Origin of the sequence: Microbacterium sp. LWH12-1.2 (genome assembly GCF_040675825.1) — a bacterium.
Lineage (GTDB): Bacteria > Actinomycetota > Actinomycetes > Actinomycetales > Microbacteriaceae > Microbacterium.
The window spans coordinates 1,148,821-1,171,527 of the sequence record NZ_JBEGIJ010000001.1; the positions used below are offsets into that span (position 1 = coordinate 1,148,821).

18 protein-coding genes and 1 pseudogene are annotated in these 22,707 nt (G+C 68.2%); 7 read left to right on the forward strand and 12 right to left on the reverse strand.

Annotated elements, in window-relative coordinates; genetic code table 11:
- Nucleotides 1-42 precede the first annotated feature (42 nt).
- Nucleotides 43-2,484, forward strand: a complete 2,442-nt coding sequence (locus MRBLWH12_RS05490; protein ID WP_363546963.1) for a DNA gyrase/topoisomerase IV subunit A — start codon at nucleotides 43-45, stop codon at nucleotides 2,482-2,484.
- Nucleotides 2,484-2,822, forward strand: a pseudogene (locus tag MRBLWH12_RS05495) (AAA family ATPase); the annotation flags it as partial. The gene MRBLWH12_RS05490 and the pseudogene MRBLWH12_RS05495, both read left to right, overlap by 1 nt.
- Before the next feature lie 77 nt (nucleotides 2,823-2,899).
- On the opposite strand, the gene MRBLWH12_RS05500 reads toward MRBLWH12_RS05495, so the two are convergent.
- The 5 genes from MRBLWH12_RS05500 to MRBLWH12_RS05520 are packed head-to-tail and all read right to left on the reverse strand — an operon-like array spanning nucleotide 2,900 to nucleotide 7,976.
- The gene (locus tag MRBLWH12_RS05500; protein ID WP_363546965.1) at nucleotides 2,900-3,940 is read right to left on the reverse strand and encodes an arginase family protein; all 1,041 of its coding nucleotides are present in this window, start codon (nucleotides 3,938-3,940) and stop codon (nucleotides 2,900-2,902) included.
- A 26-nt stretch (nucleotides 3,941-3,966) separates the two neighbouring features.
- Entirely contained in the window at nucleotides 3,967-4,902 is a 936-nt protein-coding gene (locus tag MRBLWH12_RS05505) for a 3-oxoacyl-ACP synthase III family protein (protein ID WP_363546968.1), read from the reverse strand.
- Nucleotides 4,886-6,190, reverse strand: a complete 1,305-nt coding sequence (locus MRBLWH12_RS05510; RefSeq protein WP_363546971.1) for a F390 synthetase-related protein — start codon at nucleotides 6,188-6,190, stop codon at nucleotides 4,886-4,888. Before MRBLWH12_RS05510 ends, MRBLWH12_RS05505 begins: the two co-directional genes overlap by 17 nt.
- Nucleotides 6,190-6,984 (reverse strand): MBL fold metallo-hydrolase, encoded by a 795-nt coding sequence (locus MRBLWH12_RS05515; RefSeq protein ID WP_363546974.1) that lies wholly within the window; start codon nucleotides 6,982-6,984, stop codon nucleotides 6,190-6,192. The genes MRBLWH12_RS05510 and MRBLWH12_RS05515 overlap by 1 nt, the downstream gene beginning before the upstream one ends.
- Nucleotides 6,981-7,976: an NAD-dependent epimerase/dehydratase family protein gene (locus tag MRBLWH12_RS05520; protein WP_363546977.1), complete on the reverse strand. Its 996-nt coding sequence runs from the start codon at nucleotides 7,974-7,976 to the stop codon at nucleotides 6,981-6,983. Before MRBLWH12_RS05520 ends, MRBLWH12_RS05515 begins: the two co-directional genes overlap by 4 nt.
- A gap of 68 nt (nucleotides 7,977-8,044) precedes the next feature.
- On the opposite strand from MRBLWH12_RS05520, the gene MRBLWH12_RS05525 reads away from it, so the two are divergent.
- Nucleotides 8,045-9,307, forward strand: a complete 1,263-nt coding sequence (locus tag MRBLWH12_RS05525) for a glycosyltransferase (RefSeq protein ID WP_363546980.1) — start codon at nucleotides 8,045-8,047, stop codon at nucleotides 9,305-9,307.
- On the opposite strand, the gene MRBLWH12_RS05530 is transcribed toward MRBLWH12_RS05525, so the two are convergent.
- Nucleotides 9,269-11,347 carry a DNA gyrase/topoisomerase IV subunit B gene (locus MRBLWH12_RS05530; protein WP_414684933.1) on the reverse strand — a complete coding sequence of 693 codons (2,079 nt, stop codon included), beginning with the start codon at nucleotides 11,345-11,347 and terminating at the stop codon, nucleotides 9,269-9,271. The two genes, MRBLWH12_RS05525 and MRBLWH12_RS05530, sit on opposite strands and share 39 nt — an antisense overlap.
- A 182-nt stretch (nucleotides 11,348-11,529) precedes the next feature.
- On the opposite strand from MRBLWH12_RS05530, the gene MRBLWH12_RS05535 reads away from it, so the two are divergent.
- Nucleotides 11,530-11,748 (forward strand): DUF7455 domain-containing protein, encoded by a 219-nt coding sequence (locus MRBLWH12_RS05535; protein ID WP_102192227.1) that lies wholly within the window; start codon nucleotides 11,530-11,532, stop codon nucleotides 11,746-11,748.
- A gap of 4 nt (nucleotides 11,749-11,752) precedes the next feature.
- Here MRBLWH12_RS05535 and MRBLWH12_RS05540 read toward each other — a convergent pair whose 3' ends face one another.
- From MRBLWH12_RS05540 to MRBLWH12_RS05565, 6 genes are all read right to left on the reverse strand, one after another.
- Nucleotides 11,753-12,790 carry an alanine racemase gene (locus MRBLWH12_RS05540; protein ID WP_363546983.1) on the reverse strand — a complete coding sequence of 346 codons (1,038 nt, stop codon included), beginning with the start codon at nucleotides 12,788-12,790 and terminating at the stop codon, nucleotides 11,753-11,755.
- A complete protein-coding gene (locus MRBLWH12_RS05545; RefSeq protein WP_363546986.1) occupies nucleotides 12,787-13,485 on the reverse strand; it encodes an alanine racemase in 699 nt (232 codons plus the stop codon). The genes MRBLWH12_RS05540 and MRBLWH12_RS05545 overlap by 4 nt, the downstream gene beginning before the upstream one ends.
- Before the next feature lies 1 nt (nucleotide 13,486).
- Nucleotides 13,487-14,245 (reverse strand): glutamine amidotransferase, encoded by a 759-nt coding sequence (locus MRBLWH12_RS05550; RefSeq protein ID WP_363546989.1) that lies wholly within the window; start codon nucleotides 14,243-14,245, stop codon nucleotides 13,487-13,489.
- Complete coding sequence (locus MRBLWH12_RS05555) at nucleotides 14,242-15,558, reverse strand: MurT ligase domain-containing protein (RefSeq protein ID WP_363546991.1); 1,317 nt, start codon at nucleotides 15,556-15,558, stop codon at nucleotides 14,242-14,244. Before MRBLWH12_RS05555 ends, MRBLWH12_RS05550 begins: the two co-directional genes overlap by 4 nt.
- Entirely contained in the window at nucleotides 15,558-16,826 is a 1,269-nt protein-coding gene (locus MRBLWH12_RS05560; protein ID WP_363546994.1) for an RNA polymerase sigma factor, read from the reverse strand. Before MRBLWH12_RS05560 ends, MRBLWH12_RS05555 begins: the two co-directional genes overlap by 1 nt.
- A 167-nt stretch (nucleotides 16,827-16,993) precedes the next feature.
- Nucleotides 16,994-17,935, reverse strand: a complete 942-nt coding sequence (locus MRBLWH12_RS05565) for a PAC2 family protein (RefSeq protein ID WP_341974593.1) — start codon at nucleotides 17,933-17,935, stop codon at nucleotides 16,994-16,996.
- A gap of 115 nt (nucleotides 17,936-18,050) precedes the next feature.
- Between MRBLWH12_RS05565 and MRBLWH12_RS05570 the strand changes: the two genes are divergently transcribed.
- The 3 genes from MRBLWH12_RS05570 to sucB all read left to right on the forward strand — a co-directional run bounded on the left by MRBLWH12_RS05570 (nucleotide 18,051) and on the right by sucB (nucleotide 22,696).
- On the forward strand, nucleotides 18,051-19,523 hold the full coding sequence (locus tag MRBLWH12_RS05570; protein ID WP_363546997.1) for a leucyl aminopeptidase: 1,473 nt from the start codon (nucleotides 18,051-18,053) through the stop codon (nucleotides 19,521-19,523).
- A gap of 3 nt (nucleotides 19,524-19,526) precedes the next feature.
- On the forward strand, nucleotides 19,527-20,900 hold the full coding sequence (gene lpdA / locus MRBLWH12_RS05575; protein ID WP_363547000.1) for a dihydrolipoyl dehydrogenase: 1,374 nt from the start codon (nucleotides 19,527-19,529) through the stop codon (nucleotides 20,898-20,900).
- Nucleotides 20,901-20,968: 68 nt separating this feature from the next.
- Nucleotides 20,969-22,696, forward strand: a complete 1,728-nt coding sequence (gene sucB / locus MRBLWH12_RS05580) for a 2-oxoglutarate dehydrogenase, E2 component, dihydrolipoamide succinyltransferase (protein WP_363547003.1) — start codon at nucleotides 20,969-20,971, stop codon at nucleotides 22,694-22,696.
- The last annotated feature ends 11 nt before the right edge of the window (nucleotides 22,697-22,707 follow it).

Below are 22,707 nucleotides of genomic sequence, written 5' to 3' on the forward strand. Positions count from 1 at the left end.
AGCCAGTCTGACACAGGCCACCAGCACGCCCTCAGGAAGTACATGCCGAAAACCCCGCCGCCCGAGCCCGTCGAGGAGCGCATCCAGGACATAGACCTGTCCCATGAGATGCAGGGCTCGTTCCTCGAGTACGCGTACTCGGTCATCTACTCGCGCGCACTTCCCGACGCGCGCGATGGGCTCAAGCCCGTACAACGGCGCATCCTCTACCAGATGGCCGAGATGGGGCTGCGCCCCGACCGCGGACACGTGAAGAGCGCCCGCGTCGTCGGCGAGGTGATGGGCAAGCTGCACCCGCACGGCGACACTGCGATCTACGACGCCCTGGTACGACTGTCGCAGGACTTCGCACTGCGCGTCCCGCTGATCGACGGCCACGGAAACTTCGGCTCGCTCGACGACGGCCCGGCCGCCGCGCGTTACACCGAGGTACGACTCGCGCCGGCCGCACTCGCGCTGACCGAGAACCTCGACGAGGACGTCGTGGACTTCGTCCCGAACTACGACGGCCAGTTCCAGCAGCCCTCCGTGCTGCCGGCCGCGTTCCCGAACCTCCTGGTGAACGGTGCCAGCGGCATCGCCGTCGGCATGGCGACGAACATGGCTCCGCACAACCTCATCGAGGTCGTCGCCGCCGCGACGCATCTCCTTGAGAACCCGGATGCCACCACCGAAGAGCTCATGGAGTTCGTCCCTGGTCCGGACTTCCCCTCCGGTGCCGTGATCATGGGACTGGACGGCGTCAAGGATGCGTACACGACCGGGCGCGGAGCCTTCAAGGTGCGCGGCAAGGTCTCGGTCGAACCGCTCGGCCCCCGCCGCACCGGCATCATCGTCTCCGAGCTCCCGTACATGGTCGGTCCTGAGCGGCTCATCGAGAAGATCCGCGATGCTGTGCAGGCCAAGAAGCTGCAGGGCATCAGCGACGTCACCGACCTCACCGACCGCAACCACGGGCTGCGCGTCGCGATCGGCATCAAGACCGGATTCGACCCGAACGCGGTGCTGGAGCAGCTGTACCGGCTGACGCCGCTGGAGGATTCCTTCAGCATCAACAACGTCGCCCTCGTCGATGGCCAGCCGCGCACCCTCGGCCTCAAGGAGATGCTGCGCGTATACGTCGCGCACCGCCTCGAGGTCATCACGCGCCGCAGCCGCTACCGCCTGGCCCGTCGTGAGGAGAGACTGCACCTCGTCGAGGGACTGCTCATCGCGATCCTCGACATCGACGAGGTCATCCAGGTCATCCGCTCCTCCGACGACTCGGAGCAGGCGCGCATGCGCCTGCGCGAGGTGTTCGATCTCAGCGAGCTGCAGGCCGAGTACATCCTCGAACTGCGCCTGCGCCGCCTGACGCGGTTCTCCCGCATCGAGCTCGAGACCGAGCGCGATGCGTTGAAGGCCGAGATCGCTGCCCTCCGCGAACTGCTCGGCAGCCCGGTGCTGCTGCGAGCCGTCGTCGCAAAGGAGCTGGACGCCGCAGCAGACGCCTACGGCACGCCGCGGCGCACGCTGCTGATGAACGCTGCTCCCCCGAAGCCGCGCGCCACGAAGGGCGCCGTCGACCTGCAGATCGCGGACGCGCCGACCGTGCTGGTGCTGTCGACGACGGGACGCGCCGTGCGCGTGGACCTCGCCGAAGGGCAGGAACTGACTGTTCCGGCCCGGCGCAGCAAGCACGATGCGATCCTCACGACTATCGAGGCGACAGTGCGCGCCGAGATCGGCGCCCTCACCAGCACCGGCCGCGTCGTGCGCTTCTCCCCTGTCGATCTCCCATCGGTGCCGGCGAGCTCCGTGCAGCTCGCCGCAGGCACGCCGCTGCGCGACTACCTCGGCATCACGACCCGCGGCGAACGGATCGTCGCGTTCGTCCGCTTCGACAGTGAGATCCCGATCGCGCTCGGCACCGCGCAGGGCACCGTGAAGCGCATCATCCCCACGGCTCTCCCCGTCCGACCCGACCTCGAGGTCATCGGCATGAAGCCGGGCGACGCGGTCATCGGCGCCGCCGAGGCAGCCGACGACGCCGAGCTCGTCTTCGTGACGACCGACGCCCAGCTGCTGCGGTTCTCGGCCTCTTCCGTTCGTCCGCAGGGTGCGGCGGCCGGCGGTATGGCGGGTATCAAGCTCGGCTCCGGAGCATCCGTGCTGTTCTTCAGTGCGGTGCCCGCCGACTCGGATGCGGTGGTCGCCACAGTGTCGGGCGCCGAGAGCATCCTGCCGGGAACCGACGCCGGCCGGGCCAAGATCAGCGCCTTCTCCGAGTACCCGGCCAAGGGCCGCGCGACCGGCGGCGTGCGCGCCCACTCGTTCCTGAAGGGCGAGGATCGTCTCACCGTCGCCTGGGTCGGCCCCGCTCCCGCACAGGCCGTCGATCCGACCGGAGCGGTACGCAAGCTGCCGGAACCCGGCGCGCGCCGTGACGCTTCCGGTCAGCCGGTCGACGCGGTGATCGGCTCCATCGGCCGAACCCTGATCTGATGACCGGGTCTGTCACGCTCGTCTCCGGGCTCCCCGGGGTGGGGAAGACGACGGTGGCCAGAGCGCTGGCCTCGACGTTCCCCCGCGGAGTGCACCTCGACACGGACGATATCGGCGAGAACTTCATCGTCTCGGGTCTCGTGCTCCCCGGCGAGGAGTCCGAGGACGAGTCCGAACGGCAACTCGTCCTGCGGCGCGACAACATCATCGCCCTCGCGCGGAACTTCGTCGCGGCGGATTTCCACGTCGTGATCTCCGACGTCGTGCTCTGGGCAGACCTGCTGGCCCGCTACGCCGCGAGCCTGGCGACCGGGCTGCGTTTCGTCCTTCTCACCGCCTCGCCCGAGACGATCGCCTCCCGCGACGGCGACCGTGACAAGCACGTCGCGGAATCCTGGTCGCATCTGCGTGCCGATCAGGATTCCTGGGATTCCCCAGGACTGCGCCTCGATACCAGCACCTTGTCCCTGGACGAGACGCTGTCCGCCATCAGGGACGGCTGGTCGGACGCTCTCCTTCCGACCGACCAGGCATCCGCTTGGTCAGCAGCCGGGTCCGAGGCATCCTCCCCGAGGCGAACCAGACCCTGTGAAACGATGTCCGAGACGGTCCGAGCGTGGGTCCCGTCCGGATCGAGGTCCGGATCGAAGACCGTGATCGACGCGCCCCAGGCGCGCGGCGCGACGATCTCGAGGAAGATCGTCAGCTCCTCCGGCGACAATCCACCAGAATGCGAGCTGTCGACAGCGGGCATGTGTGCCGGATCGAGCACATCCACGTCCACCTGGAGCCAGAATCCTCGATCGAGGCCGGCAGTGGCGAGCACCCGGGCGGCAGCGCGAGACGCGCCGTGCAGGATGATCTGATCTGCCGGGACGGCGAGAGCGATCGCCTGATCGACCTCAGCCAGATGCGGATCGTCGTAGCGGCAGCCGACGTGCGCGGTCGCGGCGGCGTCGAAGTACGGACCGAGCCCGTCGATGTCAGCGACCTCGGGGATATGACGGCCGATCGCGGCGGCGAGGTCCTCGCCTGCCAGTGCGCCGATGGACGCGCTGTTGCCGGGATGCCGGAAGTCTGTGTGGCCGTCCACGTGCACGAGGCCGCCACCGCCGGTGACCCTGGTGGCCAGGCCCGCGGCGATCACGAGACTGCAGTCTCCGCCGAGAACGAGCGGTGAATCACCGGCAGTGCGGAGCGCGACCAAGCGGTGCGCCAGACGCCTGGCGTGGTCGATGATCGCGTCCTGGTTGCGCACCGTACCCTCGCGACGGCGAACGTCATCGATGTATCGCGCGGGGAGGACCACTCCACCGTCGACGGCCCCACGCACATGGAAGGCCTCGTAGAGGCCGGCTTCACGAAGTGCCTCCGGCGCCTTGGCCGTGCCGGGAACCGCCCCGGCGATCGGTGGTTGCAGACCCAGGTTCGACGGTGCGGAAACGAGCGCGATCATCGATCCATCATCGCAGTCAGGCGTGCTCAGAGCCGGAGCGCCAGCACGTTCGCCGTGAGTCCGGCCGCCGTGCCGCACAGGACGACCGTGTCACCGCGAGCCACCCTGCCGGAATCCAGCGCTCTGGCGAGCATGAACGGTACGGATGCCGACACCATGTTCCCGAAGGCGGCGACCTCATCGATGCGCCGGTCGGCGGGGATCCCGAGTCGGTCGAGCATCGGACCGAGGGCGGCGGACGCCTGGTGCGGGATCCACAGCGCGACATCGTCATGGGAGAGCCCGAAACGCCGGTGGAAGCGGTCGAAGAAGTCGGGGAGCACCCGCATCATTCCGAGCAGCGCGCGCCGCCCGTTCATGTCGAAGAGGTAGTCGGCGGGGTCGGATGCGGCATAGACCTGCGCGGGAGAGCGCGACAGCCCGCCACGGATCTCGGTGTCGTGCGCGTACGCCGGCCAGGTCTGCTGCAGGCTGCCGATCACGCCTCGGTCCGGGTCCTTCGAACGGCGGAGAACGACGGCCGCCGCGGCATCGCTGAAAAGCTCGTAGCTCTCACGCTGCTCCGGGTTCAGGAACCGGGTGCCGACATCGCCGGAGAACACCAGGATCGTCTCGTAATCTCCGGCGTCGAGGTAGCGGGAAGCGACGTCGACGGCGGTGATGAAGCTCGTGCAGGTGGAGTTCACGTCGAAGGCCGCAGCGTGTCCGGTCAGAGTCAGCCGTTCGAGCACGAGGGCTGCCGTGCACGGAATGGGCTGGATGCCGGCTGCAGAGGCACCGAGCACGAGATCCACGTCGTCAGCAGTGAGACCCGCGTGCGCCAGCGCCCGTTCGCACGCTCGCGTGAGCATGTCGAGGTGGGAGACGTCATCCTCGATCCGGTAACGCACCTCGTCACCGAAACGCACGACCTGCTCCGGCAGCACCGTGCCCCAGCCCGCGATCTCACAGCTTCTCGTCATCAGGTCCCCTCCAGGTCCGCGTCACGCGGCGCAGCTTCACCGTTCCGTCGTGCCGATAAGCCGTGAAAAAAACCTCTGGCCGCAGACTCCCCACCCGATCCGCCAGCGTGTGCAGTTCCTCGGTCACGCTCTGCCTGGTGTGCGCATCGAGAACATCGAGCGACACCTCGAGTCTCATCGGGCCCGTCTGCGCGATGCGGTACTCGTCGAAACCGTCCGCGTACAGCAGCGCACGGGTGACGACGTCGGCGAACACCGGCACCGGGAGGCCCTCGGCCGTACGGAAGACGAGCGTGTCCCCTTCCCGGCCCTCGATCCGCTCGATGGCGGCGAGGGCGCTCCCGCAAGGGCACGGCTCGGCACGTTCGAGAAGGACATCCCCCAGTCGATACCGCACGATCGGCTGCGCACGGCGCCGAAGGTCGGTGATGATCGGGGTGAATCGTCCGTCGCCGAGCGGCTCGCGCTCGACGAGGATGTTGTCCTCATTCAGGTGCAAGGTGCCGCGCTCGCAGGTATGGGCGAGGAACCCCTCGGTGCACTGGTAGAGCTGATGCAGCAGCGGCTGGCGCAGCGACGCCTGGATGCGCTGGGAGTCCGAGATCTCCAGCACCTCGGCGACGGCGTAGACCTTCTCCGGAAGCGCGTCGAAGCGTCCGTCGTCAGCGGCGCGGGCGATCAGGCGCAGCACCGAGGCCGGGGCGACCAGGATCGTGGGGCGGTACTCCTGAAGGCGGGCGATGTTCGCGGCCATGTCGGCGTGCACATCGAAATATGAGAACGACACCGCTTTCGAGCCGACCGACTCGTAGAGAGTGTTGTCGGCGCGCAGGAACAGCGCGATGCGGTGGCCGAAGAGGCGGCCCTTGGGAAGGGTGCGAGCGAGGACCGTGCCGACCCAGGCGTCCCGTTCTTCAGCGCTGACGACGAACAGTCCGCGATGACCACTGGTGCCGCTGGAGAGTCCGACCGAATTCGTCCCGAGATCGGCGTCGAACTCCCGTGAACGTTCGTTCGCGATCGCCAAAGCCAGGGCCTCGTCACGGTGCGCGCCGACGGTGTTGATCTCGTCGAATCGCCCCATCATGACGCTCTTGTCCATGAGCGGGAGGTCCGCGAAGCCGCCGTGCGCCGCGAGGAGATCACGGAAGTACGCGGAATGCCTGCGCAGGAATCGGAGGTGCCGCTTCAACAGGCGGTGCTGACGCCGCTCGACGGCACGGCGGCTGCGCAACGGCCGGAACCACCGCACGGCGGCGAACTCGCCGATGATTCGAATCTTCGACATCAGGTCAGCAGCTCCGTCTCTCCGACCGCGTCGTGACTGCACACCACGCGGGTCCCGGCGGCTGCGAGTTCCGTGAGAAGGTCACCCGTGCGTCGGTACGCATCGAAGTCGTACTGCACGGCCCGCGGCAGCGCCTTCATGCGCGGTGCGGCGTCGAGGAGGTCGCACCCCCACGCCCCGTCGCCGGCCAGCAGCACCTGGCCCTCGACGAGGGCGCCGATATGACCGTCGGCGTGACCGGGCAGATCGATCACGAGGTAGGAGCCGTCGTCGAAGAGGTCGACCGCGCGCAGCACGGTGCCCGCATGCGTCACCTGTTCGAAATCGTCATCGCCGATGATGCGCGCCGCCCCCGGGAACCACGCGGGCAGCAGCCCAGGCAGGACGCCTGCTGTGAGGCGCGGCGAGGCGAGCGTGCGCAGGTGCCCCGCCGTCAGCACGAAGGTCGCGTCCGGGAAACGGCGGGCTCCGCCGACGTGGTCCGGATGCAAGTGCGAGAGGACGACATGGGTGACGGATGCCGGATCCACACCGTCTTCGCGAAGGCGCGCAGCAATGTCATCCTCTTCGGACACCTGCGGTGGGAGCAAGCGCCGGTACGCGGCGCCTCGCCAGCCGGTGTCCCAGTGCCCGGTCGCGTATCCGGTATCGAACAGCACGCGGCGCCCCTCGCCGCCATCGTAGAGGAAGGCTCCTGACGGAAAGGTGCGGACACCCGGCTGCGCACCGCGGAACATCCGGGCGGCGTCGTGCGTCGTGCTGCCGCACCCGTAGTGGCGGAGCCGCCCGTTCACGCGGCCACCCGCAGATGCTCGGCGACACGGCGGAGCGCATCATCCAGGGCGACCTCGGGGCGGTAACCGAGCTCCGCCTTCGCCCGCGTCACGTCGAGCGTCTGCGAGTAGGCGATGGTGCTGAGGGTGTAGCGGGTGAACGGGGGCTCCGGTTGTCCGGGAAGGGCTTTGCACGCGCCTTCGAGCGCAGCCGCCAGAACCCACGCCGCGCGCCGGTTCATCGGCCGCAGCCGCGGGGTCTCCCCCAGCAGCGGCAACAGCGTGCCGAGCAGTTCCCGGAACGGTCGAGGGTCGTCATTGGTGATGTTGTAGACGCCGCCCGCGGCGTCCCCCGCTGTCAGCGCGAGCCGCAGCGCCGTCGCCACGTTCTCGACCGCGGTGACGTCGATGACGTTCTCGCCGCCGTCGAACAGCGGAACGCCGACACGGCGGTGCACGTCCAGCAGCCGCGGCATCAGACTCGGATCGCCGACTCCGATCAGACCGCGCGGGCGGATGATGATCAGCTCGTCGACGGCTCCTTCACGCCGGGCGCGCTGCAGCAGCTCCTCGGCGGCGATCTTCGAGCGGATGTATCCGTTGAGCCGGTTCTTCGAATCGACGTCTTCCTCGCTGATCTTCAGCCGATCCCGCGCAGCCGAGTAGATGCTCGGCGACGAGACGTGCACGATCCGTCGCACGCCGTTGCGGCGCGCGAACTCCACCACGTGCCCGGTACCCTCGATGTTCGCCTCCTGAAAGGCCCGCCACCGCCCCCAGGGCGTAGAGAGCGCGGCGCAATGGATCACGGCATCCACGTCCAGACGCAGATCGGCGAACGACGCGAGGTCGCCGATCACACGGTGCTCGGAATCGGCCACTGCGCCGAGGGCCTTCGCGTTGCGCCCCGCGGCGAAGACCTCGTGTCCGTGGGCGCGGAGATCGCGCACGACATACCCGCCGAGGAACCCGCTGGCCCCCGTCACGAGCACGCGGGAGGCGGCCATCGACATATCCCCGATGCTAGGGCACGGTTCGGCGTCGGCCGGGCAGCACGAGCCTCTCCCCCTAATGTGGTGGGGTGCGCATCGCAATGGTCACCGACTACTACCTGCCGACTCTGGGCGGCGTGCAGACGGTGATCAAGGCCCACAAGGAGGCTCTCGAACACGCCGGCCACGAGGTGACCGTGTTCTCACCGCTGACATCGCCGAGCAGCGACCCCACCGTGGTGGAATTGCCGACCGCGCGCGGCTTCGCACCCGATGGATATCCGTTCACCTGGACCCCGTCCGCGGCGGCGGCGACCCTCCGGACCGAGCTGAGAGTGCGCGGCATCGAGGTGGTGCACGTGCACTCCGAGATGTTCGCTGCGCTCGCCGGATTCCGCGCGGCCAAGGATCTCGGCATCCCGATCGTGCAGACCATGCACGGCCGCGTCGACGTCTACACCCGCTCCGTGCTCCCGGTGCCGGCGGTGACGACAGTGCTGCTGGCCGCTCTGCACCGGCGACAGCTGAGCCACGGCGAGGTGCGGATCGGTGCGGACACCCCGTACACCCGGACCCGGATGGCTCGCCGGATCTGGCGGTTGATGGTCAGTCAGGCCAACCACGCGGATCAGGTGATCGTGCCCTCGGGGCACTTCGCCGCGAAACTGCTCGCACAAGGCGTGACCACACCCGTCACCGTGATCTCGAACGGGCTGGAGAATTCCGTGCTGGATGCGGTCGGCGATCCGATGCCCCGATCCGTCACACCGGGAGAGGCGCTGCGGGTGATGTGGTGCGGTCGAGTGTCGCCCGAGAAGAGGCCCGACGTGTTCGTCGACGCCGTAGCTGAGGTGTCGGGAATCGTCGCTGGCATGTTCGGCGACGGCATCGCACGCGCGGCAATCGCGAAACGCGTCGATGCGCTGCCCCGTGAGCGGCTCACCGTGCACGGCGCCGTGCCGCAGTCAGCGGTCCTGCAGGCGATGCGCGACGCGCATGTCCTGGTCTCGAGTTCGCTCGATTTCGACAACCAGCCGATGGTGCTGCTCGAGGCGATCGCGTCCGGGCTCCCTGTGGTGGTCACGGACCCCGATCTGGCCGAGACGCTCCCGGAACACGGATGCATCGTCACCGACACCCCGGATGCCGCCGGTGTGGCGTCCGCCCTGTCGCAGCTGCGAGACTCCCCCGCCCGCATCCGAGAGATGAGCGCCGCTGCGATCGCGCACCGCCCGCTGGTCACCCAGAACACACATCTCGAGGCCCTGCTCGCGGTCTACGAGGCAGCGGCTCGCCCCGGGCCGTCGGACGGGTCAGGCGTCGATCGCCTCGCGGGAGAGCCGATCGGATGACTCGATGATGAACTCACGGCGCGGGGCGACCTCGTTGCCCATCAGCAGTTCGAAGACCCGACCTGCCGCCTCGGCGTCCTCCATGCGCACCCGGCGGAGCAGGCGCCCGCCGCGGTCCATGGTCGTGTTCGCCAGCTGCTCGGCATCCATCTCGCCGAGGCCCTTGTAGCGCTGAAGCGGCTCGTGCCACCGCTTGCCGGCCTTGCGGAGCTTCGCCAGCAGCGCGTGCATCTCCTGCTCGCTGTACGTGTAGATCGTCTCGTTCGGCTTCGAGCCGGGATTCATCACGATCACACGATGCAGCGGCGGAACCGCGGCATAGACGCGGCCGTGTTCGATGAGGGGCCGCATGTAGCGGAAGAACAGGGTGAGCAGCAGCGTGCGGATGTGCGCGCCGTCGACATCGGCGTCGCTCATCAGGATGACTTTGCCGTAGCGCGCGGCGCTGATGTCGAAGCTGCGTCCTGAGCCCGCGCCGATCACCTGGATGATCGACGCGCACTCGGTGTTGTTGAGCATGTCGCCGACAGAGGCCTTCTGCACGTTGAGGATCTTGCCCCGGATCGGAAGCAGTGCCTGGAACTCGCTGTTGCGGGCATTCTTCGCCGTGCCGAGCGCCGAGTCGCCCTCGACGATGAAGAGTTCGCTGCGATCGACCTCGTTGGTACGGCAGTCGACGAGCTTGGTGGGCAGCGTCGACGATTCGAGCGCGTTCTTGCGGCGCTGGGTCTCCTTATGGGCCCGCGCAGAGACGCGGGCCTTCATCTCGGCGACGATCTTGTCGAGCAGCTGCGTCGCCTGGCTCTTGTCATCGCGCTTGGTCGAGCTGAAACGCTCGCCCAGCTCCTTGCGCACCACCTGCGCGACGATCTGGCGCACGGCCGGAGTTCCGAGGATCTCCTTGGTCTGCCCTTCGAACTGGGGCTCAGGCACGTTCACCGTCAGCACCGCCGTGAGACCGGCGAGGACGTCGTCCTTCTCCAGCTTGTCGTTGCCGACCTTGAGTCGGCGCGCGTTCTGCTCGACCTGTGCGCGGAGCACCTTGAGCATCTCCTGCTCGAAGCCCTGCTGATGAGTGCCGCCCTTGGGCGTGGCGATGATGTTGACGAACGAGCGGAACGTGGTGTCGTAGCCGGTTCCCCAGCGCAGCGCGATGTCGACGACGCATGCGCGCTCGACCTCGGTGGCGATCATGTGGCCATCGGCCTGCAGTACCGGCACGGTCTCTTTGAAGGAGCCCTCACCCTGGATCCGCCAGGTGTCGGTCACCGGCGCATCCGTGGCCAGGTACTCGACGAACTCCGCGATGCCGCCGTCGTAGCGGTACGAGGTCTCGTTCGATCCCTCGCCGCGCTCGTCCTTGATGACGATTTCGAGACCGGGAACGAGGAACGCCGTCTGACGGGCGCGAGTCTCGAGATCGGCGAGCTGGAACGCGGCATCCTTCGTGAAGATCTGGCGATCCGCCCAGTAGCGCACACGCGTGCCGGTGACACCGCGCGGCGCCTTGCCGGCGATCCGCAACTCGCTCTTCTCCTCGAACGGCGAGAAAGGAGCATCCGGACGCTTCTCGCCGGTGTCCTTGAAGTTGCCGGGCTCGCCGCGATGGAAGGACATCGCATAGGTCTTGCCGCCGCGATCGACCTCGACGTCCAGACGCTCCGAGAGCGCGTTCACGACGGAGGCGCCGACACCGTGCAGTCCTCCGGATGCCGCATACGAGCCACCGCCGAATTTGCCGCCGGCATGCAGCTTGGTGAAGACGACCTCGACACCGCTGAGACCGGTGCGCGGTTCGACATCGACCGGGATGCCGCGGCCGCGGTCGTGTACCTCGACGCTGCCGTCCGCATGCAGGATGATGTCGATCCGATTGCCGTTGCCGTCGACGGCCTCGTCGACGGCGTTGTCGATGATCTCCCAGAGGCAGTGCATGAGCCCGGGCGAGCCGTTCGACCCGATGTACATACCGGGGCGCTTGCGGACCGCTTCGAGCCCTTCGAGCACCTGGAGATGATGGGCGGAATACTCGGCGGTCACAATCAACAATTCTATTCCCGGGGCGCCCCGCAGCCCCGCAGACACTCCCCATCGTGATGCGGCCGAGCCCATCGCCGTACGCGCTGAGCGAAACACGCCGTGATCCGGGCATGCATACAGCTGTGGCGTGGTTGTATTGAGCACACTCAAGCAATGAGCCTGACACCCGAGGAGGCACCGAGATGAACGCTACGACCGAACGTGAGGCCTCCGTTATCGAGTTCCGACTGACCGCGATGGATCGATGCGATTCATGCGGCGCTCAGGCCTACATCGCTGCCGAGGTCAACGGCTCCGAACTGCTCTTCTGCGCCCACCACGGCCGCAAGTACGAAGAGAAGCTGCGCAGCATCGCGACCAGCTGGCACGATGAGACCGCTCGCCTGATCGACGCGGTCTGACCGCTCAGACGATCGTTCGCCGCACGCGCGGCGTGAGTCGGGTGAGGATCTCCTCGCCGACCGTGCCGATGCGCTCGGCGAGCGTCGTCGCGCTCTGCTCACCCTGGTCCCCCGGACCGAACACGCGGACCTGATCGCCCGACTGCATCCCCGGCCACCCCGCGACGATGGACGTCGTCGCATCGACCTCGCGCAGAAGCCGGAGACCGGCAGGGGTTCCGACCTCGATGCCGGCGAGCGTCGACGGCAGGCCGTCGAAACTGCCGATCGCGATCACGGCGTCACCGTCGTCGACGTGAACCACCGGCACGCTCAGGGTGGCGATCGGACGGATGCCGTCGAGCTCCGGGCCGTCTGCAGATCGGATGCCATAGCAGAACGCACCGACCCGAGACAGTGAGCCGCGCAGCTCCGGCCGCCACCACGACGCGGCTGACGCCGTCAGATGCAACAGCTCCGGTGAACTCCCGGCGCGACGAACCGCGTCGACCGCGGTGAGGAACACCTGCTGCGCCTCATCGTCCTCCGGGTCACTCGCCTCGGCGAGATGGCTCCACACGCCGACGACCTCCAGCGTGCCGGCGCCCTCCGCCGCGCGGGCTTCGGCGACGAAGCCGTCCCACTCCGTGGGGAGCACGCCGTTGCGGCGCAGCCCGGTGTCGATCTTCAGATGCACGTGCGCCCGTCGACCCAGCGATTGCGCCTGGGCGATCACTCGGCGAAGGTACTCGGACGTGCCGATGCCGAGATCGATATCGTGCAGAAGCGCTTCGGCGATCTCCTCGTCGGTGGACGTCGCCCACGCCAGAACCCGTTGCGAGCCGACCAACAGCCGGCGGATACGCAGCGCCGTGCGGATGTCGTAGCCGCCGAACCAGGTCACGCCTGCGTCGGCGGCTTCCTCCACTGCCCAGCCCAGACCGTGGCCATAGGCGTCGTCCTTCATCACGAGCATCAGCGCGGAGGGGGCGATCCGCCGTTCCACCGCCGCGATGTTCGTACGGAACTGGTCACGCGAGATCTGCAGGGTCGGTCGAATCATGCTTCCCACTCCCGCTCGGCGTGCATCCCCGTCACGGCCACGAGCTCAGCGACGGTGAACCCGGTCACTGCGGCCCATCGTGCCAGGGCAGGCGCGGCGGATCCGGACCCGCCGAAGTAGGTCACCTCGGTGCTGACCGGCACATCGCGCCCCCCGAGGTCGACGACGCAGACATCCATTGCGACCCGCCCGACGATCGGCCGCTGCTCCCCGTCGACCGCGACGTGGACCTGATTGCCCAGCGCGCGCACGATCCCCTGCGCGTACCCGCCCGAGACCAGTGCCACTGTCGTGTCGGTCGTGGCACGGTGCGTGTACCCGTAGGAGACGGCCTCACCCGCGAGGAGGCGCTTGGTGGAGAGCACCCGTCCGACCAGACGCAGCACGGGGGCCGTGCTCAGCTGCCCGTCCGCATCCGGCAGGCCGTACAGGATGCGGGAGTCGATGTCTGCCTCCGCATCCGCGGTCGCCGTGATCCCCTCGGCTCCGAGCGCGTCCACCTCGTCCGACGAGTCGACGAGAACGGCCTCTGCGCCCGCCGCCAGGGCGACGTGTGCGACCGACAGGATCCCGTGGCCCCAGGCGTCACGCCGGAGATCCGCGATGCTCCCGCCGGCGGCAACGGCCGCCGCGGCTGCAGCGGTGAGAGCGGAGCGTGAGATCACCGCCCGCGGAAGCGCACTGCTGCCCGTCACCTCAGAGTCCGATCGAGCTGATGTCCTTGCCGTGCACGAGCCGCTCGATCGCGGCGCGGGCGCCGTCCGCGTGCTCGTCCAGCGGCGCATGCGCCGTGCCAGGAGCCCAATCGATGCCGCGACGGTTCGTCACGGCGGTGAGCATCGCATCGGTCCAGCGTGGATTCAACGGCAGCACCGGACCCTGCACGTTGGTCGCGAAAGCCTGGCCACGACGGACGATCTCGCCGCGCGAACCGGCATGCTCGAAGCTGCCGCGGCCGGCGGCCACCGTTCCGTACGGGAGCGCGCCGTTGCCCAGCGACCACTGCGACGCGTGATCCTCGAACCCGATGACCCGGCCGTCCGGCGTATCGACGATGATGTATCCCACCTTGCGCTCGCGCGTGCGCACGACGCGGAAGGGGAAGATGCCGAGTCCCGTGAGGGGCGCGCCTTCGAGCGGTTCCACACCCTCGCTCAGAAGTTCGGCCGAGCCGCCGACGGCGAGCAGCGTACCGCCGCCATCGACGAAGGTCTCCAGCTCTGCGGCACGACCGCGCAGGTCGTCGATCACGCCGCGCATCGCCGACAGCGGACCGTTTCCGAGAACCAGGACGTCGGTGTCGGCAGGAATCGCCTCTCCGATGCCCACCGTCTGCACGTCCGTGGCGACGCCGCCGCGCTCCAGGCGCACCTGCAGGGCGCGCACGTTCCCGCGATCTCCGGTGATGCCGAGCTCCACCGGATACAGCTGGACGATTCGCACTGACTCGCTCATCGGCGTGCAACCTCCTGGTCTCCGTGACCGAGCAGCTTGCGGCCGATCATCATCAGCTCGTAGTTGACGAACCAGGTCTGACGTCCGGACGCCGCCGGATCCAGCGCGCGCATCAGCGCGACAGCCTTCTCCATGTCCGGTTCGACGACGCCGATCTCGACGCCGGCGTGCTCGAGACTCAACGCGAGCTGACTGGCTTTCTCACCGGTGACGACATCCACCCGCGGGAGCGCATCGAAATCGACATCGTAGAGCCAGGAGACGTCGGGAGTTCCCTCGTCGATCGCCATGAGCGCGCGCTCGGGCGCTCCGTCCAGTGCATCGAGATTCATCTGCAGGCTCGGCGCGTTCTTGAACATCACGAATTCGACCTGTTCGCCCGCCGGATCCCGGCGCAGCGGAATGACTTCGCCACGGCCGTAGGCCGGAGCCATCCTGGCGAATCCGGTCGCCGCCTTCGCGGCGGAGAAGTCAGAGCCGAGCACGCGGGCTGCGACCGTGAGCGCGGCGGCGGCGTCGGCGGCGTAGTGCAGGCCGCGGGCCGGAAGCGAGATCTCCGCCTCCACGTCGCCGACGCGCACCGCGATCTCGCGTCCCTGGGCTCTGAGCACCTCGGAGTACGCGTCGCGGGCACGCGTGCCCGTGTTGCCGCTGCGGGTGTCCGCCGCGTTGGCGAGACCGTGCGCGGATGCGGCGACGAGTTCCGGCGAGACGCCGAAGAACGAGACCTCGCCGCGCATCGCGTCAGTGTCGATCTTGCTCAGATAGGGATCGTCGCGGTTGACGACGACATGCCCCGAGGCGCGAGTCGAGGCATCGAGCATCATGTCGGCGACGCGCTCGGTCTCGTAGAACCGGTACAGCTGGTCGACCTGCACGTTCAACGACAGGATCACCGCGGGCGACAGCTGATCCGCGAGATCGGCGGCGTAGCCCTCGTCGACCTCGAGCACTGCGACATCGGCGCGGATGCGACCGGTGAGCGTCGCATCGGCCAGCAGCGCGCTCGTGACCCCCTGAGGCAGGTTCGCCCCCGTGGGGTTCGTGAACACGGTCAGCCCGTGTGCGCGCAGCACTTCGCTGATCATGTGCGTCGTCGTCGTCTTGCCGTTCGAGCCCAGCACGAACACGACCCCGTACCGGAACTGATCAGCCAGAGTGGGCAGCAGTGACGGAGACAGCTTGTTCGTCAGGTACCCGGGAAACGCCGAACCGCCGCCCCGCAGACGCGTCGCGAATCGAGCCAGCTTCCCAGCCAGAACCGGGAAGACGTAGCGGATGCCTGCGGAGCGCGCCTGAGGTGCGCCCGTCATCATTCGAGGTAGTCCCGGAGCGACTGCGAGCGGCTCGGGTGACGCAGCTTCGCCATGGTCTTGGACTCGATCTGGCGGATGCGCTCACGCGTCACACCGAACGTGTCGCCGATCTGGTCGAGCGTCTTGGGCTGACCGTCGCCCAGTCCGAAGCGCATGCGGATCACGCCGGCCTCGCGCTCGGAGAGGGAATCCAGCAACTGCTCGAGCTGACGCTGCAGCATCGTGAAGCCCACGGCGTCAGCCGGAACCACGGCTTCGGTGTCCTCGATGAGGTCACCGAACTCGCTGTCGCCGTCTTCGCCGAGCGGAGTGTGCAGCGAGATCGGCTCGCGGCCGTACTTCTGCACCTCCACGACCTTCTCCGGCGTCATGTCCAGCTCGCGGCTGAGCTCTTCCGGAGTGGGTTCGCGACCGAGGTCCTGCAGCATCTGACGCTGCACACGCGCCAGCTTGTTGATGACCTCGACCATGTGCACGGGAATGCGGATGGTGCGGGCCTGGTCGGCCATGGCCCGGGTGATCGCCTGACGGATCCACCAGGTGGCGTACGTGGAGAACTTGAAGCCCTTGGTGTAGTCGAACTTCTCGACAGCACGGATCAGGCCCAGGTTGCCTTCCTGGATGAGGTCGAGGAACTGCATGCCGCGGCCGGTGTAACGCTTCGCGAGCGAGACCACGAGGCGCAGGTTGGCACCCAGCAGGTGGCTCTTCGCGCGCTGGCCGTCGCGGGCGACCCACTGCAGGTCGAGTCCGAGCTGGCCGGTCCGTTCTGCGCCGGACATCGTCGACAGCTTCTCCTCGGCGAAGAGACCCGCCTCGATGCGCATCGCGAGCTCGACCTCTTCGGCCGCGTTCAGCAGTGCGACCTTACCGATCTGCTTCAGGTAGTCCTTGACGGGGTCGGCAGTGGCCCCGGTGATCTGCGTCGAGTAGACCGGGACGTCTTCATCGTCGTTCGACGAGATGACGATCGCGCCCGTGGGCAGCGGCTCGGTGAACTTCGGCTTGCTGTCCTCGTCGTCATCATCGACGTCGATGGCTGCAGCAGGGGGAACCTCATCGTCTTCGACGATGTCGTCGGCCTTCTTCTTCTTGACGGGCGCTCGCTTCGCCGCCGCGCGCTTCGCGGCAGTCTGGGCGACGGGCTTCTCGGCAGCAGCCTTCGCCGCCGGAGCCTTCTCCGCTGCAACCTCGGGCTGCGCGTCGAGCGCGGGCTCGTCAGCGGTCTTCTTCGTCCGGGAACTGTTGGTCGTGGCAGGAGTCACGTTTCGCCTTTCACGGGGCCACAGATACGCCCCGGGACATTTCGGACACTAGTAAGACCCTTGTCAAGTCCGTTCTCCGGAAAGAACGATTGACAACGGGTCAGAGTCCTAGTATCGCACACGGGAGACCGAGCGAGCGCATTCCGTCGAAGTTCGTCGAGATCGGGTCAGCCCCGGCCCGGTTTCTCGTCATCACTGGAGGGCCGTGACGCGAGGTAGCGCTCGAGTTCAGCGGCGAGTTCGTCCGCGCTCGGGAGATCGCGCTCGCTGAAGCCACCATCGTCATATGAGTCGTCGTCGGGGTTCCGACCGGCCATGTACGCGTCGTAGCGCCGTTCGAGGGTGTGCACCATCTGCTGCAGTTCCTCGTTGCCGAGGACCTGCTCGTCGACGCGCGCCAGGTAGTCGTCTCGCCGCTCCTGCACGTCATCCATCACCAGCACGAGCCCGGTCGCGGCCATCAGGCGTTCGGCCGCCGTGATCACCGCATCCGGGTTCTCGGTCTCGGCGAGGTAATGCGGCACCAGCAGCACGAAACCGACGGCCCGGTCGCCGCGCTCGGCGAAGCGGAACTCCAGCAGGTGGCCCGCTGTCGCAGGAACCTGAGTGCGGGGACGCCAGACCGAATGCGCGACGGTCAGCTCGCGACGGTTGCCGCTGACTGTGGTCCCGATCGGACGGGTATGCGGCACCGGCATCGCGATCGAGTGCACCCAGTTGAGCCCGGACACTTCGAGGTCTGCGGCCAATTGGAGGATCGTCTGCGCGAATGCGTTCCAGGCGAAGTCCGGCTCGTAACCGGCCAGCAGAAGGAACGGCTGACCGAGCGCGTCCGTGGCGAGGGAGAGCTCGAGCCGCGCCGGACGGAACTCCGTGAGGTGATCCTGCTCGAACACGATCACCGGACGCCGGGCGCGGTAATCGAGCAGTACGTCGTTGTCGAACACCACGATCGGCTGCGGTGAAGTCGTCTCGCGGAGGTGGTCGATCAGGCCGGAAACAGCGCTCCCGGCATCTGTGAAGCCGGTCAGGAGCATCACCAGCGGGAGTCCGCGCGGCACAGTCGGTGCGTTGGCGACGCGTTCGTAGAGGTCTCCGGAAAACGGCATATGACCATGCTACGAGGCACCATCCATCCGGGGGTTGGCCGGGTCATGCTGAGAGCGAACACGCAGCTCGTGCCGCTCGCGCGCCGACGGGTGCGCGAATACCTAGGATGGAGGCATGACGCTTCCCGTGCTGTCGCACACGACTGACCCGTTTCCCGGAAGCACCGCAGATGCCGCAGTGCTCGTCGTTCCCGATCTCTCCGATTCGACAGAGTCGATCGGCGCGTTCAGCGGTCTCGCTGAGGCCTTGAACGGCATCGGCTTCACCGGCGCTGCATCCGCTTTCGCACGCGTGTACGCCCCGGAGGTGACCTCTCTCCCGTTCGCGGTCGTCGGCGCCGGTAAGACGCCGAACGCCGCTGCGGTGCGGAACGCCGTCGGAGCAGCGCTTCGCACTCTGACCGGGTTCGAGACCGTCTCCGTGGCGCTTGCGCCCGGTGTGGATGAGTTCGCGGGCGCCGCCGCTGAGGGCGCCGTCCTCGGCGGCTACCGCTTCGAGAACTACAAGGCCGAGAAGGGCAAGCCGCGGGCCGCAGCGGTCATCCTGCACGCCGACCTCGACGACGCGGCCGCCGCTCGCGCCAATGCGGTGGGCGACGCCGTATCACTGGTGAAGGATCTGGTCTTCGTCCCCGCTGAATGGCAGAGCCCGGCCCAGCTGGCGCAGAGCGCCGCAGACAGCGTGGCTGATCTCGACGTGACCGTCGAGATCCTCGACGAGAAGGCGCTCGCGAAGCAGGGCTTCGGCGGCATCCTCGGCGTCGCTCAGGGCTCGGAGCGCCCGCCGCGCCTGGTCCGACTCGACTACTCCCCCGCCGACGCCGTTCAGCACATCGCCCTCGTCGGCAAGGGCATCACCTTCGACACCGGCGGCCTGTCTCTGAAGCCCGCCGCCTCGATGGTCGGCATGAAATTCGACATGGCGGGTGCCGCTACCAGTCTCGCCGCGCTGCGCGCGATCGCCACCCTGCAGCTTCCGGTGCGGGTGACCGCGTGGCTGGGCATCACCGACAACATGCCGTCGGGCGGGGCCATCCGCCCCGGCGACGTGGTGCGGATCCTCGACGGCACGACCGTCGAGGTGCTGAACACGGATGCCGAGGGCCGACTGGTCCTCGCCGACGCGCTCGTGGCCGCCAGCCGCGAGAACCCCGATGTCATCATCGACGTCGCAACCCTCACCGGTGCCATCGTCGCCGCGCTCGGACACCGCCTCACCGGAGTCTTCGGGGACGACGAGACCGTCGCCCGGTTCCTCGCCGCGGCCGACGCCGCGGACGAGCCGGCCTGGCACATGCCGCTGCCCGCGCACATGGAGGAGGCGATGGATTCCCCGATCGCCGACCTGCAGAACGTCAACATGAGCGATCGCATGGGCGGAGCCTCGTACGCCGGTCTGTTCCTGCGCCGGTTCGTCGGACGCACATCGACCGAGGACGATGCACCCCGCATCCCCTGGGTGCATCTCGACATCGCCGGCTCCAGCGAGCACAACGGCGCGCCGTACGGTTTCACTGAGAAGGGCCCCACCGGGGCGATGGTCCGATCGATCATCGCCTTCGCCGAAGCATCCCACACGGAGGCATGACACATGACCACTCACAACTTCGACGTCGTCATTCTCGGCGGCGGCAGCGGCGGGTACGCCGCAGCCATCCGCGCCAGCGAGCTCGGCAAATCCGTCGCGCTCATCGAGAAGGACAAGGTCGGCGGGACCTGCCTGCACCGCGGATGCATCCCCACCAAAGCGCTGCTGCACGCGGCGGAGGTCGCCGAGCACGTGCGTGACGCCGCGCACGTCGGCATCACCGCCACTCTCGAGGGCATCGACCCCGCGGGCGTCCGGGCGTACCGCGAGGGCATCGTCGCCAAGAAGTACAAGGGCCTGGAAGGCCTGGTCAAAGCACGCGGCATCACGACGGTCCCCGGTCTCGGACGACTGCAGGCTGACCGGAGCATCGTTGTCGGGGACGACGTGTACGTCGGTGCCGACGTGATCCTCGCGACCGGCTCCTACAGCCGCACCCTCCCCGGTCTGGAGATCGGCGGACGCCTCCTCACGAGCGAGCAGGCTCTGGCGCTCGATGTCATCCCCGAGCGCGTCCTCATTCTCGGCGGCGGCGTCATCGGCGTCGAGTTCGCCAGTGTGTGGCGCTCGTTCGGCGCCGAAGTCACCATCATCGAGGCTCTGCCGCACCTGGTCCCGAACGAGGACATCGCGCTCAGCAAGGGCCTCGAGCGCGCCTTCCGCCGCCGCGGCATCCAGTACTCGCTGGGCAAGCGATTCCAGACCGCCGCGCAGGACGACGCGTCCGTCACGGTCACGCTGGAAGACGGCACCGAGTTCACCGCCGACTACCTGCTCGTGGCCGTCGGCCGTGGTCCGGTGACCGCGGATCTCGGCTTCGAAGAGGCAGGCGTGACCCTGGACCGTGGCTTCGTCACCGTCGATCAGGACCTCCGGACCTCCGCAGCCGGCGTCTGGGCCGTCGGCGACATCGTTCCCGGACTGCAGCTCGCCCACCGCGGCTTCCAGCAGGGCATCGCCGTCGCCGAGCGGATCGCCGGACTCTCGCCCGCGAACATCCCCGATGTGCAGATCCCCAAGGTCACGTACTCCAGCCCGGAGGTCGCCTCCGTCGGTGTCACCGAGGAAGCCGCCGTCGCCGAGCACGGCGCGGACAGCGTCGTCGCCTACGAGTACAACCTGGCCGGTAATGGCAAGAGCGAGATCATCGGCACCGGCGGCCTGGTGAAGGTCGTCCGCCTCAAGGACGGGCCGGTGCTCGGCGTCCACCTGCTCGGAGATCGCGTCGGCGAGCTCATCACCGAGGGCCAGCTCGCTGTCGCCTGGGAAGCGCACCCGGAGGACATCGCTCCTCTGATCCACGCCCACCCCACGCAGAGCGAGGCACTGGGCGAGGCGTTCCTCGCCCTCGCCGGCAAACCGCTGCACGCCCTCTGAACACCAATCGGCCAACCAGGTCACTAAGCTAGACAAGCGTTATACAACTTCTTGAAGGAGACTCCGTCATGAGCACATCCGTGGTCCTCCCCGCTCTCGGTGAGAGCGTCACCGAGGGTACGGTCACCCGTTGGCTCAAGCAGGTGGGAGACACCGTTCAGGCGGACGAGGGCCTGCTCGAGATCTCGACCGACAAGGTCGACACCGAGATCCCCTCCCCCGTCAGCGGTGTGATCGAGGAGATCCTCGTCGCCGAGGATGAGACCGTCGAGGTGGGCGCTCTGCTCGCCCGTATCGGTGATGGTTCGAATGCGGCACCGGCAGCGGATGCTCCGGAAGCCGCCGCTCCGGCAGCAGAGGAAGCGCCTGCGGCCGAAGCAGCAGCACCGGCCGCCCCCGCGGCGCCGGCCGCCGAAGCCCCAGCCCCCGCGGCTACGGCAGAAGCCGCTCCCTCCGCTCCGGCCGGCGACGCCACCGACATCGTGCTCCCTGAGCTCGGCGAGAGCGTCACCGAGGGCACGGTCACCCGTTGGCTCAAGCAGGTCGGTGACACCATCGCCGTCGACGAGGCTCTGCTCGAGATCTCGACCGACAAGGTCGACACGGAGATCCCTTCGCCGGTCGCCGGCATCCTGCAGGAGATCGTCGCCGGCGAAGACGAGACCGTCGCCGTCGGCGCTGTCCTCGCCCGAGTCGGATCGGGTGCCGCTCCGGCAGCCGCGCCCGCAGCTCCTGCCGCGCCGGCCGCTGAAGCTCCTGCTGCCCCTGCCGCGCCGGCACCGGCAGCCGCTGCTCCTGCGGCTCCCGCCCCTGCTGCCCCGGCTCCCGCTCCGGCGGCTCCCGCCGCGGCCGAGCCTGCTGCTCCGAAGCTCACGCTGCCGACCGAGAGCGACAGCCTCTACGTCACCCCGCTGGTGCGCCGTCTGGCCTCTCAGCAGGGCGTCGACCTCGCCTCGGTGACCGGCACGGGTGTCGGTGGCCGTATCCGCAAGGAAGACGTGCTGAAGGCAGCGGAGACGGCATCCGCCGCCCCGGCCGCTGCTCCCGCCGCTGCGGCTCCCGCGCCGCTCGAGGTCTCGCCGCTGCGCGGAACCACGCAGCCGATGTCGCGCCTGCGCAAGGTGCTGGCCGAGCGTGCCGTCGCCTCGATGCAGCAGACCGCTCAGCTGACCACGGTCGTCGAGGTCGATGTCACGAAGCTCGCCGAGTACCGCGACAGCGTGAAGGCGTCCTTCCTGCAGAAGACCGGCGACAAGCTGTCGTTCCTGCCGTTCTTCGCTCTTGCGGCCGCCGAGGCGCTGCAGGCGTTCCCGATCGTCAACGCGACGGTCGACGGCACCGACATCGTGTACCCGGCGACCGAGAACCTCTCGATCGCCGTCGACACCGAGCGCGGCCTGCTGACTCCGGTGCTGCGGGATGCCGCGTCGAAGAACATCGCGCAGATCGCACATGAGATCGCTGACCTCGCCGCGCGCACCCGCGACAACAAGCTGAAGCCCGACGAGCTGGGCGGCGGCACGTTCACGCTGACCAACACCGGCTCCCGCGGCGCGCTGTTCGACACGCCTGTCGTGTTCCTGCCGCAGTCGGCGATCCTCGGAACCGGAACGGTCGTGAAGCGTCCCGGTCTGGTCAAGGTCGACGGCGCCGACGCGATCGCCATCCGCTCGTACGTGTACCTCGCGCTCTCGTACGATCACCGCATCATCGATGGCTCGGATGCCGCGCGTTATCTCGGCGCGGTCAAGGCTCGCCTGGAGTCCGCGGACTTCGCTGCCGCTCTCGGCGCCTGATCCGACAGACA

What these genes read in the sequence shown, in the direction of transcription:
- MRBLWH12_RS05520 (WP_363546977.1), bottom strand. Translation starts at nt 7,976, where the DNA reads ATGTCGATGGCCGCCTCCCGCGTGCTCGTGACGGGGGCCAGCGGGTTC.
- MRBLWH12_RS05565 (WP_341974593.1), bottom strand. Translation starts at nt 17,935, where the DNA reads ATGCCGTTTTCCGGAGACCTCTACGAACGCGTCGCCAACGCACCGACT.
- MRBLWH12_RS05510 (WP_363546971.1), bottom strand. Translation starts at nt 6,190, where the DNA reads ATGTCGAAGATTCGAATCATCGGCGAGTTCGCCGCCGTGCGGTGGTTC.
- MRBLWH12_RS05570 (WP_363546997.1), top strand. Translation starts at nt 18,051, where the DNA reads ATGACGCTTCCCGTGCTGTCGCACACGACTGACCCGTTTCCCGGAAGC.
- MRBLWH12_RS05555 (WP_363546991.1), bottom strand. Translation starts at nt 15,558, where the DNA reads ATGACGGGCGCACCTCAGGCGCGCTCCGCAGGCATCCGCTACGTCTTC.
- lpdA (WP_363547000.1), top strand. Translation starts at nt 19,527, where the DNA reads ATGACCACTCACAACTTCGACGTCGTCATTCTCGGCGGCGGCAGCGGC.
- sucB (WP_363547003.1), top strand. Translation starts at nt 20,969, where the DNA reads ATGAGCACATCCGTGGTCCTCCCCGCTCTCGGTGAGAGCGTCACCGAG.
- MRBLWH12_RS05500 (WP_363546965.1), bottom strand. Translation starts at nt 3,940, where the DNA reads ATGATCGCGCTCGTTTCCGCACCGTCGAACCTGGGTCTGCAACCACCG.
- MRBLWH12_RS05505 (WP_363546968.1), bottom strand. Translation starts at nt 4,902, where the DNA reads ATGACGAGAAGCTGTGAGATCGCGGGCTGGGGCACGGTGCTGCCGGAG.
- MRBLWH12_RS05540 (WP_363546983.1), bottom strand. Translation starts at nt 12,790, where the DNA reads ATGATTCGACCGACCCTGCAGATCTCGCGTGACCAGTTCCGTACGAAC.
- MRBLWH12_RS05550 (WP_363546989.1), bottom strand. Translation starts at nt 14,245, where the DNA reads ATGAGCGAGTCAGTGCGAATCGTCCAGCTGTATCCGGTGGAGCTCGGC.
- MRBLWH12_RS05490 (WP_363546963.1), top strand. Translation starts at nt 43, where the DNA reads ATGCCGAAAACCCCGCCGCCCGAGCCCGTCGAGGAGCGCATCCAGGAC.
- MRBLWH12_RS05535 (WP_102192227.1), top strand. Translation starts at nt 11,530, where the DNA reads ATGAACGCTACGACCGAACGTGAGGCCTCCGTTATCGAGTTCCGACTG.